Genomic DNA, 13,990 nt, shown 5'->3' with positions numbered 1-13,990 from the left:
AATGAATTAACCTTCAGCATGCTGCCGTAGGATGGGCAATGCTGGCAAAATTCAGGGGATGAAAAGGATGTTGATCACAAATGCTGATCCGCCCCTCTTTTTTGAGAAGGGCGATAATATTAAGGGTTAGCAGATTTTTACCGTCTGAATACCCAGTAGCCAGGCGAGTTTTTCCAGTACCTCACCATGATGACCAAGGCCAATGCTGCAATGATGGGCTGGACCGCCCATGCACCATTGTGTGGTGAAATCGCGAGCCGATAACGGGAAGCGATAGCGGCTGTTGGTATTGCCGATATCCAGGACTTCACCTGCCACTGCTTCCCCTTCGGCATACTGCAAACGCACCCCGTTTTCGGCATCTTCAATGACCGAAAGAAAGGTTACCGGGCCCGGTTTCACGGTCATCTGGATAGACACACCTTTACCCGGTTTACCATGATAAACCGGCAGCGGAACCAGACGCACCGGACCATCGGCCATCAGCGGGTGCGCCGGGCCATCATGTCCCCACAATACAACATCATCAATAAATTCAATTCCATATGGCTCAGAGAATGAACCACCCGCCCCCAGAAGCTGCTGAATTTTCATCGCCAGTACATTTTTGATTTCATATTCACCTGCCACGGGAATACCACGGTGGGTGAGTAGTGTGTTGCCAAGAATGATTGAGGTGATGATGTTCTCGTAAGCATTGCCGTTTCTACCTTCGTAGTAGTAGGCCAGTGCACCGAGTGTGTTCTGGGCAATCAGTTTATCCATGGCGCAGGCGGTGGTGAGTGCGCGATCAAGCTCTGCCGGTTCGCATGTCGGATCCAGCTGAAGCACACGGTACATTTCCTGTTGTTTGACGCTGAGATCTGTCTCGCTGACCTGCTCGCGGTATTCCGCCAGCTCACACATTTCCAGTGGCTTAAAGCGTACGCCCAATTTGGCGGACAGGTTCGTCATATTGCTGTAAACGTCCACCATGCCGTCATAATAGTGTCCGAGTACGCCGACCTGACAGTTTGCCAGCATTTGGCGGGCATTAAGGGCCTGTAACCACTGTGCCATTTGTTGCCAGACGTACTCATCGCCCTGTAACGCACCAACAATCAACTGAAAGCGGATATTCGCACGATTAAATACATTTGCCAGTTCGGGCGCGCTGCAGGCCTGGCAGTGCGCCAGCCACTCTCCAGTACGTCCGCCCCGATCGGGAATTTGGCGGATTGCCGAATAGGGCAGACCAGGCTCCGGCTGTAGGGCCATAATAATAACTGGCTTATTGACACTCTGTACAAGGGGCAGAACCGTTGCGCTGAGTGCGTAGGTGCTAATGTAAAGACAGACCGCATCGACCGGCTGCTGTTGTAATCGCCTGATAAGATCATCGGCTTTATCGACGTTATCAATCAGGCCGCCATTAATGACGGTGGCCTGTTGCGCCGTCAGACGCTCATCAATCGTTTGCAGGTAACCCTGCAAGCGTGACTCCAGGCCAGCAAACTGGGGCCAGTATGTGTCGAGGCCGATTCCGAAAAGGGCGATGTTGACAGACATAGCAATATTTCCTTGTGAGATAATCCGCAGACTATCTCGTGCTTTGTCTCCCATGTCCTTTATGTCGCTGCCTGTTTCCTACGCAGGTTGGCAAAATTCGCCTGATTTTCCCGGTGGCGCTCACATTTTCATCTTGCAATAGCCCTGTAAAAAGTACGGCATTGATAATCATTTTCAATATCATTTAATTAACTATAATGACTCAACTGCTTACGCGGCGTTAACACTGGCCGCCCGACAATACTGGAGATGATTATGAGTTATACACTGCCATCCCTGCCGTACGCTTATGATGCCCTTGAACCGCACTTTGATAAGCAGACGATGGAAATCCACCATACCAAGCACCACCAGGCCTATGTAAACAACGCGAACGCTGCGCTGGAAAGCCTGCCTGAATTCGCTAGCCTGCCTGTTGAAGAGCTGATCACTAAACTGGATCAGCTGCCAGCGGATAAGAAAACCGTACTGCGTAACAACGCAGGCGGCCACGCTAACCACAGCCTGTTCTGGAAAGGTCTGAAAACCGGTACTACGCTGCAGGGTGACCTGAAAGCGGCTATCGAACGCGACTTTGGCTCTGTTGATAACTTCAAAGCTGAATTTGAAAAAGCAGCGGCAACCCGTTTCGGTTCTGGCTGGGCATGGCTGGTACTGAAAGGTGACAAACTGGCTGTGGTTTCTACTGCCAACCAGGATTCCCCGCTGATGGGTGAGGCTATCTCTGGCGCTTCCGGCTTCCCGATCGTGGGCCTGGACGTTTGGGAACACGCTTACTACCTGAAATTCCAGAACCGTCGCCCGGACTACATCAAAGCGTTCTGGGACGTGGTGAACTGGGACGAAGCTGCGGCGCGTTTCGCGGCGAAAAAATAAGCTCCATACAGCCTGATGGCGTAGAGCGGTAACGCTGTATTGCCTGATGCACTTACCCGGCCCACATCATGATGCGGGCCGGGTAATATTAACGCCCAAACACCTCATCAATTATTCGGCATTGGTCCTCGTTTAACTCCCCACCTGCATTACGCGAAACGCCGGTGCAATAGCCAAACTTACGCGACACCACGGTTTTAATGGTGGTGACAAAATCCTCGCCAATAGCGTAGATGGACATGTACGTGCCAATCTTATCCTGAATATCACGCAACGCCGCCAGGTCGCCCTGTTTAAACGCCTCGCGTGCGTGGACAAACAGCTCAGGCATCACGTTATTTAGGCCAGAAATAATCCCTGCGCCGCCTGCCAGCAGGTTGGGGATGTAATATTCGTCGTAGCCGGAGAGTACGGCAAAATCTTTGCGTACAGCGCGGGTGGTCTGAATCATACTGCGGGTATGGGACTGGCAGTCCACGGTGTCTTTGATACCGGCGAAGTTCGGGAATTCCCCGGCCAGGGTAGCAACCAGCTCAGGTGTTAAATCACAGCCGGTACGGGCCGGGAAGTTATAGGCAAACCATTGACCGCTGAGTTGTTGCCCTAACTGGCGGAAGTAGCTCAGCAGCTGCGTTGCCGTTTGTCCGTAATAGTAAGGTGGCAGGATCATGACGGCATCGTATCCCGCGTGATACGCTTCCTGCGCCATCAGTAGCACATCATTCTGGCAGGTGGATGAGACGTTGGCGACCATCTTCAGCGAGCTCATAGCTCGGGCTTCACGGATCAACTGCAGCCTTTCGTCGAGCGTAAAGGAGGCAAATTCCCCAATGCTTCCCATCAGCAAAATAACGTCGATCTGTGCCTCGGTAAGGCGTTTGAGATGCTGGCTCAGACCGTTGAAATCGATCTTGCCGTCATTGTCCATTGGCGTAATGGAAGGACACCAGACGCCAGCAAATTGCGATTGACCCGTCACGTTGTCGACTCCTTAATTGAAATGTTGTTTCAAAACCAACTTACATTGATAGCATGTGTCCCTACGTTTCACACCAACCGTGCTCTCATTTTGAGCGAATAGGGTAGAATAAATAGGGTGTAATGGGGAAAAGTTATCGGGAGAGGGAACAGATGCGATATCCGGTTGATGTATTTGCAGGCAAGATTCGGGATTACACGGGAAGCCGCCCCAGTGCGATTGCGAAAGTTCAGGTCGATGGCGAGCTGATGCTGACCGAATTAGGGTTGGCAGGGGATGAACAGGCAGAAACGAAAATTCACGGTGGGCCGGACCGCGCGCTGTGCCATTATCCGCGTGAACACTACCTACACTGGCGACAGGCTTTTCCTGAACAGGCAGAGTTGTTTGTCGCGCCCGCTTTTGGCGAGAACCTGTCAACGCAGGGCATGACGGAAGAGAATGTTTTTATTGGTGATATCTTCCAGTGGGGTGAGGCGCTGATTCAGGTCACACAGCCACGCTCGCCGTGTTTTAAGCTGAATTTTCATTTTGCTATTAGCGATATGGCAAGCCAGATGCAGGATGCGGGCAAGACCGGCTGGTTGTGCAGCGTTATCGCACCCGGCATGGTATCGGCGGATGCGCCGCTGGTACTGGCGTCTCGTGTGAGTGACGTTAGCGTGCAAGAGGCCATCGCCATTGCCTGGCATATGCCGTTTGATGACGACCAGTATCACCGTTTGCTGTCGGCGGCGGGGCTGTCAAAGAGCTGGACCAGAACCATGCAGAAACGCCGCTTAAGCGGCAAGATCGAAGATAATTCGCGGAGATTGTGGGGAAAATAAGGCGATTATTGAACCTGTAGGCCGGATAAGATGCGTTAGCATCGTCATCCGGCGCAACAGGCACAATTACGCACGTTTATACAGCGGCAGCCACAGCACCAGGCGCAGACCACCCAATGGGCTGTCTTCGGCCTTGACCCAGCCACGATGCTGCTGAATAGCGGTTTCAACAATTGCCAGACCCAGACCAGTACCGCCAGATTCGCGATCGCGCGCTTCATCGGTACGATAGAACGGACGGAAAATCTGTTCTCTGTCCTCGGGGCTCACGCCCGGACCATCATCGTCCACGGTGATGGTAATCCCGTCTTTATCCACCGCGAAGCCCACTTCAATCCTGGTGTGTGAGTAGCGCAGGGCGTTGCGAACAATGTTCTCCAGCGCACTTTCCAGCGTATTCGGGTTACCGTACAGCGGCCACGGCCCTGGCGGGAAGTTAACTGTGAACGATTTGCCCATCTGCTCGGCTTCAAAGGCGGCGTTATCCAGCACGTCACCCCACAGGTGATTCGCCTTCACGGTTTCACTGACCAGCGCGTTTTTCTGCTGATTGCGCGACATGACCAGCAGATCGTTGATCATGCTGTCCAGTCGATGCGCTTCCATTTCAATACGCTCCAGCTCTTTGCTCTCGCCGCTACGACGGCGCAGCAGCGCGGTCCCCAATTGCAGACGCGTTAACGGCGTTCTCAACTCGTGAGAGATGTCCGACAGCAGGCGTTGCTGTGAGGTCATCATGCGTTCCAGCGCCGTCACCATCTGGTTAAAGCTGGCACCTGCCGCCAGGAATTCTTGCGGACCTGCTTCCAGTTCAGGATGCTGACGCAGGTTGCCCTGTGCCACTTCATCCGCCGCATTTTTCAGCTTACGTGCCGGTTTTGCCAGACTCCAGGCCAGCCAAAGCAGCAACGGAGAGCTGACTAACATGGTCACGATCAGCAGTAACAGCGGTCGGTCAAACAGCAGGTTGATGAAGTCAGATTGTGAACTGCTGGCAGGCCGAATGAGGTACAGTTGGTAGTTATCTTCGCCATCTCTGACGGAGAAAGGCCCAACCATTTCAACACGACCGTATTTTTTCTTTTGCGGATGATCGGCGTTATCGGCCTGACCAATAAAGTTACGAATGATCTGCATTTCGTTGCGTTCTGCGCCGATCACGCGTCCTTCCGTCGTAACAAGTAATAACCGCTGTCCCGGCGGCGCCCACTTGTCTATCGCACGAAACAAGCGACGCCACCACATCAAATCGTTGGGCGGATCGTTCGCCAGTTCAGCTTCAACGTGCTGCTCAATCATCAACCCCTGGCGCTGTTCGCTATCCAGTAGCTCGGTCATCTGGCGTGAGTCGAGCTTGGGTAACATCAGCACCAGCATCAGCACCAGTGCCAGCGTTAACCAGAAGATGGCAAAGATGCGTGCGGTTAAACTTCCTATCATGAAGCGGAGACCATCAGATAGCCGCGACCGCGCAGGGTTTTAAACCACGGGTGCCCGTCTTTACGCTCCGGCAGCTTACGACGCAGGTTCGAGATATGCATGTCGATAGCACGATCGAACGGTGTCAGGCGTTTGCCCAGCACTTCCTGGCTTAAATGTTCACGAGAAACCACCTGGCCGAGATGCTGCGCCAGCAAATACAGCAGGGTGAATTCGGTACCGGTTAACTCCAGGGTTTGCCCGTCAAAGCTGGCTTCCTGGCGACCTGGATTGAGGCTTAACGCATCCACCTCCAGCGTCGGCGAGCCGTTATCGCTGTTCTGCTGCTGTTCGCTCCAGTGGGAGCGGCGCAGAATGGCGCGGATACGCGCGACCAGTTCGCGGTCGTTAAACGGTTTGGGTAAATAATCGTCCGCGCCCAGCTCAAGGCCGAGTACGCGATCCAGTTCGCTGCCGCGGGCGGTCAGCATGATTACGGGGGTCTGGTGTGTCTGGCGAAGTGCTTTCAGTGTATCAATGCCGTTTTTCTTCGGCATCATGACGTCGAGCAAAAGTAAATCGATGCTGTCATCCAGAAGCTCCAGTGCCTGCTCCCCATCATGGGCAACCAGCACATCGAAACCTTCCATTTCGAGCAGCTCCTTTAACAGGGATGTCAGCTCTCGGTCATCATCAACTAGCAGTATTTTATTCATTTTTTACGTACCTCCGAGGCAGAAATTACGACATCAGGCGGCGCTAATCTATGACTTTACGTTGTTTTACACCCCCTGACGCATGTTTGCAGCCCGAATCGTAAACTGTCTCTCGTTGAATCGCGACAGAAAAGATTTTGGGAGCAAGTGATGGGCAAAGTTACCGCTGCCGTCATGGCCTCAACGCTGGCACTCAGTACGTTTAGCCATGCAGCTGAAGTCGTCACAGGCGATCACTGGCACCTGGGTGAAAGCTCTTCGCAACGTAATGCGCAGAGCCACATGTTTGACGGTATCAGTTTAACCGAACATCAACGTCAACAGATGCGAGATTTAATGCAGCAGGCCAGACATGAGCAGCCTCCTGTTAATGTTAGCGAAATGGAGACAATGCATCGTCTTGTCACCGCAGAGAATTTTGATGAAAGCGCTGTGCGCGCTCAGGCAGAAAAGATGGCACAACAGCAGGTTGCCCGCCAGGTTGAAATCGCCAAGGTCCGCAACCAGATGTATCGCCTGTTAACGCCCGAGCAGCAAGCGGTTTTAAATGAGAAACATGAACAACGAATGGAGCAGCTGCGCGATGTCGCGCAATGGCAAAAAAGCTCATCGTTGAATTTATTGAGTAGTAGCAACTCACGTTCCCAGTAGTAACCCTGTTTTCCTTGCCATAGACACCATCCCTGTCTTCCCCCACATGATGTGGGGGTTTTTTTTGCCCAAAATTCCAGTGAACTGCCAAAGAAAAACAGCGACTTGCAGAAGGTATTTAGCGCTTATAAAAGCTTTTGTTATGTGTGGCTGACCTCAATGTAACTCACAGCCTTTATGTAGAGCCGTGTAATCTGATAATAGTGCTCAGCTTTTTCCTAAATCCAACACAGTACCATCATGGGTAATGATAAATGTGTAGTAGTGATTTTTTCCATTTAAGGTATAGCTTGCACCATACACCACCCCTTTTTCTAAATTAACCGTGAAGCAGGTACTTGGGTAGGTGAGATGTTTAAAATCGCCGACTAATAATTTTTTACCTTCTCTACCATTAGTTGACAGAATATAGCGGTTTAACACATCGTTTTTATCTATGGTAAAGCAAACACGATTGCCATCTACGTAGATCGCCCGTCGTTCACCGGACTCTGCACCCTCTCTGCCTTTCCCCGGGCACCCGGCCAGAAATAAAAGTAAAGGGAGAAAAAAGAGCGATTTCTTCATATCTGAAAGCTCCCGAGTACCTTTTCATATTTCTGCATTAATTCCAGCGCCGGTTCTTCAGGGTCATAATCGCGGTAAACATAGAGATCGCTATGCCCATCAAACCCATAGTGCTTTAACAACCAGTAATCGCTGACTAAGGATGCTTGCTGCTCCAGTCCGTAATCAAGTAGATTTTTTTCATTTAGACTGTATGTATAATCAGCAGCCCATGAGAACGCCCCACGTGTTCGTACCCACATTCCATATTGGTGCTGCCAAACATGCATCATTTCATGCAAAAAAAGATGCTGGGCATTTGGTGTTGGCTGTTTTGTTGGCATCGAGAAATCATCTTCGTATTTTATGGTTCTAAACCACATTTCGCCGTCAGGCGTCATCGCCTGACCTGGGTTTTGAGTATCAAAAGGAAGGTAACTTTCCAGATGAATCCAAACTTGATGGTAAAGAATGCTGAAGTCAAAGAGCGAGTTTGCAAGATTTATCTCGCCAAGCCTTAACCTACGCAGTCCCCCTTCTTGGATCGGTTTCCAGTCAATAGAATTAGGGTAATACACTATCTTAATCCCTCAAGATATGTTGATTGAGTATTTATCGTACACCTAAAGTAAAGGAGTAATGGAAAAGTTGTTGAGAGGTCCTAAAAATTCAGAATAAAACGTATTCAGATGACGTATTGCCATACTGGTCCGGCTATAAGAGGGGGCGTAATTTTTTATTTTAATGTGCTATGTTTGCTGCAACATTCCATCCCCGTTTTTCCACACATTGCGTATGGTTTTTTTTGCCCAGAATTTGACACTTTCTTATTGCCTGACTGTTTTAGTTCATCCGTTATACTAGCGGCATATCCTGATGGGAGTGCTTATGAATCAAACTTATGGGCGGCTGGTGAGCCGGGCGGCTATCGCGGCGACCGTGATGGCTTCGCTGTTACTTTTGATCAAAATTTTTGCGTGGTGGTACACCGGGTCGGTGAGTATTCTGGCTGCACTGGTGGACTCTTTGGTCGATATTGCCGCGTCGTTAACCAATTTGCTGGTGGTGCGCTATTCCTTACAGCCAGCCGATGATGAACACACGTTCGGGCACGGGAAAGCAGAATCGCTGGCGGCGCTGGCGCAAAGTATGTTTATTTCTGGCTCGGCGCTGTTCTTATTTTTGACCGGCATTCAGCATCTTGTTCAACCGACGCCGATGAAAGATCCGGGCGTCGGGGTAATCGTCACCGTCATTGCGTTAATTTGTACTATCATACTGGTCACGTTTCAGCGTTGGGTCGTTAAGCGTACGCAAAGTCAGGCCGTGCGGGCAGATATGCTTCATTATCAGTCTGATGTTATGATGAACGGCGCTATTCTCGTCGCGCTTGGTCTGGCCTGGTACGGTTGGCATCGTGCGGATGCCTTGTTTGCGCTCGGGATTGGCATCTATATTCTATATAGCGCATTGCGTATGGGCTACGAGGCGGTGCAATCCTTGCTGGATCGCGCCTTGCCCGATGAAGAACGTCAGGAAATTATTGATATAGTGACGTCATGGCCAGGAGTCAGCGGCGCTCACGATCTTCGCACGCGGCAGTCAGGGCCGACCCGCTTTATTCAGATTCATTTGGAAATGGAAGATAATCTGCCGCTCGTTCAGGCGCATTTAGTGGCTGAACAGGTTGAGCAGGCGATTTTGCGGCGTTTCCCGGGATCGGATGTGATTATTCATCAGGATCCCTGTTCAGTCGTACCCAAGGAAGGCAAGATGTTTGAGCTTTCATAATTCGTTGTAAAAAAGTGAGCAGGGCCAGCATTTTGTGTATAAATTACCACCGTTTGGCCTGACCTGAATCAATTCAGCAGGAAGTGATTGTTATACTATCTGCATATTCGTTGGATCGTTTCGATATGCGGAATCGACTTCCGGCAGCAGATTTCATTTTGCATTCCAAAGTTCAGAGGTAGTCATGATTAAGAAAATCGGTGTGTTGACAAGCGGCGGTGATGCGCCGGGCATGAACGCAGCAATCCGTGGTGTTGTACGTGCAGCGTTGACGGAAGGACTGGAAGTCATGGGGATCCATGATGGCTACCTGGGTTTGTATGAAGACCGTATGGTTCAGCTCGACCGTTATAGCGTGTCCGACATGATCAACCGTGGCGGTACTTTCCTCGGTTCTGCTCGCTTCCCGGAATTCCGCGACGAAAACGTGCGCGCTGTGGCTATCGAAAACCTGAAGAAGCGTGGGATTGACGCCCTGGTTGTTATCGGTGGTGACGGTTCCTACTTGGGTGCAAAACGTCTGACTGAAATGGGTTTCCCGTGCATTGGCCTGCCGGGTACTATCGACAACGATATTAAAGGCACCGACTACACTATCGGCTACTTCACCGCACTGGGTACCGTGGTAGAAGCGATTGACCGTCTGCGTGACACCTCTTCTTCTCACCAGCGTATCTCCATCGTTGAAGTGATGGGGCGCTACTGTGGTGACCTGACTCTGGCGGCAGCAATTGCCGGTGGCTGCGAATTCGTCGTCGTTCCGGAAGTTGAATTCAGCCGTGACGATCTGGTCGCTGAAATCAAAGCTGGCATCGCCAAAGGTAAGAAACACGCGATTGTGGCGATCACCGAGCACATGTGTGATGTTGATGAACTGGCGCATTACATCGAGAAAGAAACCGGACGCGAAACGCGCTCAACCGTACTGGGTCACATCCAGCGTGGTGGTTCCCCGGTGCCTTACGACCGTATTCTGGCATCCCGTATGGGGGCGTATGCCATTGATCTGCTGCTTGAAGGTCATGGCGGTCGCTGCGTCGGTATTCAGAACGAACAGTTGGTTCACCACGACATCATCGACGCTATCGAGAATATGAAGCGTCCGTTCAAAGGTGACTGGCTGGACTGCGCGAAAAGATTGTACTGATTGCAATTGCCGGATGGCGGCTTGCGCCTTATCCGGCCTACATGATGCAAATCGTAGGCCTGATAAGCGTAGCGCCATCAGGCAAACACCCGATTCCATATATTCCCCCACGTTATAGCAAATCTTTTTTTATTCTTTAAAGTTTGGTTCGCTTTCTGGCACGCTCTGCTCATCACAACATTAAATAAGAGAGCTGGGCGATGAACAAATGGGGCGTAGGGTTAACATTATTGCTGGCATCGACCAGCGTTCTGGCAAAGGATATTCAGTTACTTAACGTATCGTACGATCCAACGCGTGAGCTGTACGAACAGTACAACAAAGCCTTCGCGGCGCACTGGAAACAGGAAACGGGCGATAACGTGGTGATCCGTCAGTCACATGGTGGCTCCGGTAAACAGGCAACCTCAGTCATCAACGGTATCGAAGCCGATGTGGTTACCCTGGCGTTGGCCTATGACGTGGACGCCATTGCTGAGCGTGGCCGTATCGATAAAAACTGGATTAAACGCCTGCCGGACAACTCTGCACCTTACACCTCCACCATCGTCTTCCTGGTGCGCAAAGGCAATCCAAAGCAGATTCATGACTGGAACGATCTGGTTAAACCGGGTGTATCAGTCATTACGCCAAACCCGAAAAGCTCCGGCGGGGCACGCTGGAACTATCTGGCGGCATGGGGTTACGCCCTGCACCACAACAACAACGATCAGGCCAAAGCTCAGGACTTCGTCAAAACTCTGTTTAAAAACGTGGAAGTGCTGGATTCCGGTGCGCGCGGCTCTACCAATACCTTTGTTGAACGCGGAATTGGCGATGTGCTGATCGCGTGGGAAAACGAAGCGCTGCTGGCGACGAACGAACTGGGTAAAGACAAGTTTGAGATCGTCACGCCAAGCGAATCTATTCTCGCAGAACCGACCGTGTCTATTGTCGACAAAGTGGTAGAAAAGAAAGACAGCAAAGTGGTGGCCGAAGCCTACCTGAAGTATCTCTATTCTCCGCAAGGTCAGGAAATTGCGGCGAAAAACTATTACCGCCCGCGTGATGCTGACGTGGCGAAGAAATACGAAAATGCCTTTCCGAAGCTGAAGTTGTTCACCATCGACGACGAGTTTGGTGGCTGGACCAAAGCGCAGAAAGAGCATTTCTCTAACGGCGGTACGTTTGACCAAATCAGTAAACGCTAACGCAGATGTGTTTGCAGGCCCGGTGGCATAACGCGACCGGGCTTTTTTATTTGTCATCATTTTACGTTACGCTTACCCTTCAATGGGATACAGGAAACGCGTAATGAAAAAAGCAGGCTATTTTTTACTGGTGGTGATGATTATCGCTGCCGCTGCGGGCATAGGTTACTGGAAACTCAACGGTAACCCGGATGCATTACGCCAGATTGTTCTTGAGCAATGCCTGCCGAACCAGCTGCAACGGCATAACCCTGCGCCGTGTGCGGAGGTGAAACCGGATGCCGGGTATGTGGTGTTCAAAGACCGTAACGGCCCTCTGCAATACTTATTGATGCCCACTTACCGCATTAACGGCACGGAAAGCCCGCTGCTGTTGCAATCAGGCACGCCGAATTTTTTCTGGCTCGCCTGGCAAGCGCGCGGTTTTATGAGCCAAAAATACGGCCAGGAAATTCCTGATAAAGCGGTATCGCTCACGATCAACTCGCCGTCTGGCCGCACGCAAAACCATTTCCACATTCATATCTCTTGCTTGCGTCCTGACGTTAGAACGCAACTGGATGACAATATGGCGAAAATCAGCACCCGCTGGCTGCCTTTGCCGGGGGGATTACGTGGGCACGAGTATCTGGCGCGCCGCGTGACGGAAAACGAACTGGCACAGCGCAGCCCGTTTATGATGCTGGCGGAAGAGGTGCCGGATGCGCGTGATCATATGGGGCGCTATGCGCTGGCGATGGTGCGTCAGAGTGATGAGTCCTTTGTCCTGCTGGCGACCCAGCGCGATCTGCTGTCGCTGAATCTCGCCTCCGCCGAGGAAATTCAGGATCATCAGTGCCAGATCCTGCGGTAACCCCACCTAATCTGGCGTTTACTCTCTGTGCCTGTCCCCGTATTCTTGTTGAAAAAAACAACAGGAGACAGGCATGTCGCTCTGGCTTACGCACCCTCTGTTTATCCCTTCACTGGTGGTTGGCATCACCATTCTGCTCTGGGCCACGTCGCTGTTACCGGAGTTCATTACGGCACTGATATTCTTCTCTGTCGCAATGGTGGCGAAAATCGCCCCACCGGAGGTGATTTTTGGCGGCTTTGCTTCGTCGGCGTTCTGGCTGGTTTTCAGCGGTTTCGTGTTGGGCATCGCGATACGTAAAACGGGACTGGCGGACAGGGCGGCGCGGGCGTTGTCGTCCCGGCTGACCGATTCCTGGCCGTTAATGGTCGCAAGCGTGGTGCTGCTGAGCTATGCGCTGGCGTTTGTGATGCCGTCCAATATGGGGCGTATTGCGCTGCTGATGCCGATTGTCGCGGCGATGGCGAAACGCGCTGGCATTGTCGACGGTACCCGTGCCTGGTACGGTCTGGCGTTAGCTGTGGGTTTTGGGACGTTCCAGCTTTCCGCTACCATCCTACCCGCCAACGTACCGAATCTGGTGATGAGCGGCGCAACGGAAGGTTCTTACGGTATCCATCTGAATTATCTACCCTATTTAATGCTGCATACGCCGGTCCTCGGCTGGCTAAAAGGCGCGCTGCTGGTTGGACTGATCTGCTGGCTGTTCCCCGGCAAGCCCCATGCCCCTATGGATGTGATGCCACCTGCGCCGATGAGTCGCGATGAAAAACGGCTGGCCTGGATGTTAGCGGTGGTGTTGCTGATGTGGGTCAGCGAAAGCTGGCACGGTATTGGTCCGGCCTGGACTGGGCTGGCGGCGGCAATCATTACGCTGTTGCCACGGGTAGGCTTTATTAACGGGGACGAGTTTTCCAGCGGGGTGAATATCCGCACCTGTATTTATGTGGCGGGGATCCTGGGGCTGGCGATCACCGTGACGCAAACCGGCATCGGTAGCGCGGTGGGGGAGGCGTTGCTACACGTGATGCCGCTGGACGCGGATAAACCCTTTACCAGCTTTCTGGCGTTAACCGGTATTACCACTGCGCTCAATTTTATTATGACCGCCAACGGCGTTCCGGCGCTGTATACCACGCTGGCACAGAGCTTTGCCGATGCGACCGGGTTTCCGCTGCTGTCGGTGATTATGATTCAGGTGTTGGGCTATTCCACTCCGTTGCTGCCGTATCAGGCATCGCCAATTGTGGTGGCGATGGCGCTAGGCAAAGTGCCTGCACGGGCAGGAATGCTGCTGTGCATTACGCTGGCTATGGCAACGTATCTGGTTCTGCTGCCGCTGGATTATCTGTGGTTTAGCGTACTGGGGAAACTATAACGTCTTGTAATCGTAAAAATTTATGTATTGAGAAGGTGAATCGCATTCTGTATGTCGATACCGGGTAAT

General features: G+C 51.9%; 14 protein-coding genes. 8 read left to right on the top strand and 6 right to left on the bottom strand.

Annotation, left to right across the window (positions count from 1 at the left end; translation table 11 throughout):
- Positions 1-126 precede the first annotated feature (126 nt).
- Positions 127-1,548, bottom strand: a complete 1,422-nt coding sequence (locus tag FDX22_RS14700) for an L-fucose/L-arabinose isomerase family protein (RefSeq protein WP_146717403.1) — start codon at positions 1,546-1,548, stop codon at positions 127-129.
- Positions 1,549-1,803: 255 nt separating this feature from the next.
- Here FDX22_RS14700 and sodA point away from each other — a divergent pair, with 255 nt between their 5' ends.
- Complete coding sequence (gene sodA / locus FDX22_RS14695) at positions 1,804-2,424, top strand: superoxide dismutase [Mn] (RefSeq protein WP_096758838.1); 621 nt, start codon at positions 1,804-1,806, stop codon at positions 2,422-2,424.
- Between the two features lie 88 nt (positions 2,425-2,512).
- Here sodA and FDX22_RS14690 read toward each other — a convergent pair whose 3' ends face one another.
- Entirely contained in the window at positions 2,513-3,403 is an 891-nt protein-coding gene (locus FDX22_RS14690) for a dihydrodipicolinate synthase family protein (RefSeq protein WP_115259794.1), read from the bottom strand.
- Positions 3,404-3,555: 152 nt separating this feature from the next.
- On the opposite strand from FDX22_RS14690, the gene yiiM reads away from it, so the two are divergent.
- Positions 3,556-4,230 (top strand): 6-hydroxyaminopurine reductase, encoded by a 675-nt coding sequence (gene yiiM, locus FDX22_RS14685; RefSeq protein ID WP_096758835.1) that lies wholly within the window; start codon positions 3,556-3,558, stop codon positions 4,228-4,230.
- A gap of 66 nt (positions 4,231-4,296) precedes the next feature.
- On the opposite strand, the gene cpxA is transcribed toward yiiM, so the two are convergent.
- Together cpxA and cpxR are read right to left on the bottom strand one after the other, a co-directional pair.
- Entirely contained in the window at positions 4,297-5,670 is a 1,374-nt protein-coding gene (gene cpxA / locus FDX22_RS14680) for an envelope stress sensor histidine kinase CpxA (protein ID WP_096758834.1), read from the bottom strand.
- On the bottom strand, positions 5,667-6,365 hold the full coding sequence (cpxR, locus tag FDX22_RS14675; protein ID WP_005121756.1) for an envelope stress response regulator transcription factor CpxR: 699 nt from the start codon (positions 6,363-6,365) through the stop codon (positions 5,667-5,669). Before cpxR ends, cpxA begins: the two co-directional genes overlap by 4 nt.
- Before the next feature lie 150 nt (positions 6,366-6,515).
- On the opposite strand from cpxR, the gene cpxP reads away from it, so the two are divergent.
- Positions 6,516-7,016, top strand: a complete 501-nt coding sequence (gene cpxP / locus FDX22_RS14670) for a cell-envelope stress modulator CpxP (protein ID WP_117343652.1) — start codon at positions 6,516-6,518, stop codon at positions 7,014-7,016.
- Between the two features lie 207 nt (positions 7,017-7,223).
- Here cpxP and FDX22_RS14665 read toward each other — a convergent pair whose 3' ends face one another.
- Both FDX22_RS14665 and FDX22_RS14660 read right to left on the bottom strand, forming a co-directional pair.
- Positions 7,224-7,583: a putative T6SS immunity periplasmic lipoprotein gene (locus FDX22_RS14665; RefSeq protein ID WP_117343653.1), complete on the bottom strand. Its 360-nt coding sequence runs from the start codon at positions 7,581-7,583 to the stop codon at positions 7,224-7,226.
- Positions 7,580-8,143 carry a type IV secretion protein Rhs gene (locus FDX22_RS14660; protein ID WP_146717402.1) on the bottom strand — a complete coding sequence of 188 codons (564 nt, stop codon included), beginning with the start codon at positions 8,141-8,143 and terminating at the stop codon, positions 7,580-7,582. Before FDX22_RS14660 ends, FDX22_RS14665 begins: the two co-directional genes overlap by 4 nt.
- A 307-nt stretch (positions 8,144-8,450) precedes the next feature.
- Here FDX22_RS14660 and fieF point away from each other — a divergent pair, with 307 nt between their 5' ends.
- From fieF to FDX22_RS14635, 5 genes are all read left to right on the top strand, one after another.
- The gene (fieF, locus tag FDX22_RS14655; protein WP_096758832.1) at positions 8,451-9,353 is read left to right on the top strand and encodes a CDF family cation-efflux transporter FieF; all 903 of its coding nucleotides are present in this window, start codon (positions 8,451-8,453) and stop codon (positions 9,351-9,353) included.
- Positions 9,354-9,537: 184 nt separating this feature from the next.
- Positions 9,538-10,500 carry a 6-phosphofructokinase gene (pfkA, locus tag FDX22_RS14650; protein WP_096758831.1) on the top strand — a complete coding sequence of 321 codons (963 nt, stop codon included), beginning with the start codon at positions 9,538-9,540 and terminating at the stop codon, positions 10,498-10,500.
- Between the two features lie 200 nt (positions 10,501-10,700).
- On the top strand, positions 10,701-11,690 hold the full coding sequence (gene sbp / locus FDX22_RS14645; RefSeq protein WP_146717401.1) for a sulfate/thiosulfate ABC transporter substrate-binding protein Sbp: 990 nt from the start codon (positions 10,701-10,703) through the stop codon (positions 11,688-11,690).
- 103 nt (positions 11,691-11,793) lie between these two features.
- Positions 11,794-12,543 carry a CDP-diacylglycerol diphosphatase gene (locus tag FDX22_RS14640; protein WP_137400232.1) on the top strand — a complete coding sequence of 250 codons (750 nt, stop codon included), beginning with the start codon at positions 11,794-11,796 and terminating at the stop codon, positions 12,541-12,543.
- A 73-nt stretch (positions 12,544-12,616) separates the two neighbouring features.
- Positions 12,617-13,921, top strand: coding sequence for an SLC13 family permease (locus FDX22_RS14635; protein ID WP_146717400.1), 1,305 nt, complete (start codon positions 12,617-12,619; stop codon positions 13,919-13,921).
- Positions 13,922-13,990 lie beyond the last annotated feature (69 nt).

Source organism: Citrobacter sp. TBCS-14, from assembly GCF_005280805.1.
Lineage (GTDB): Bacteria > Pseudomonadota > Gammaproteobacteria > Enterobacterales > Enterobacteriaceae > Citrobacter > Citrobacter gillenii.
Note: the sequence above shows the minus strand (reverse complement) of the source record. Positions and strands in the feature narration are given on the sequence as shown.

Bases quoted from the DNA above. Each gene is read 5' to 3' on its own strand.
- FDX22_RS14640 (WP_137400232.1), top strand. From the start codon at position 11,794: ATGAAAAAAGCAGGCTATTTTTTACTGGTGGTGATGATTATCGCTGCC.
- fieF (WP_096758832.1), top strand. From the start codon at position 8,451: ATGAATCAAACTTATGGGCGGCTGGTGAGCCGGGCGGCTATCGCGGCG.
- FDX22_RS14665 (WP_117343653.1), bottom strand. From the start codon at position 7,583: ATGAAGAAATCGCTCTTTTTTCTCCCTTTACTTTTATTTCTGGCCGGG.
- cpxA (WP_096758834.1), bottom strand. From the start codon at position 5,670: ATGATAGGAAGTTTAACCGCACGCATCTTTGCCATCTTCTGGTTAACG.
- sodA (WP_096758838.1), top strand. From the start codon at position 1,804: ATGAGTTATACACTGCCATCCCTGCCGTACGCTTATGATGCCCTTGAA.
- pfkA (WP_096758831.1), top strand. From the start codon at position 9,538: ATGATTAAGAAAATCGGTGTGTTGACAAGCGGCGGTGATGCGCCGGGC.
- FDX22_RS14635 (WP_146717400.1), top strand. From the start codon at position 12,617: ATGTCGCTCTGGCTTACGCACCCTCTGTTTATCCCTTCACTGGTGGTT.
- yiiM (WP_096758835.1), top strand. From the start codon at position 3,556: ATGCGATATCCGGTTGATGTATTTGCAGGCAAGATTCGGGATTACACG.
- cpxP (WP_117343652.1), top strand. From the start codon at position 6,516: ATGGGCAAAGTTACCGCTGCCGTCATGGCCTCAACGCTGGCACTCAGT.
- sbp (WP_146717401.1), top strand. From the start codon at position 10,701: ATGAACAAATGGGGCGTAGGGTTAACATTATTGCTGGCATCGACCAGC.
- FDX22_RS14700 (WP_146717403.1), bottom strand. From the start codon at position 1,548: ATGTCTGTCAACATCGCCCTTTTCGGAATCGGCCTCGACACATACTGG.
- cpxR (WP_005121756.1), bottom strand. From the start codon at position 6,365: ATGAATAAAATACTGCTAGTTGATGATGACCGAGAGCTGACATCCCTG.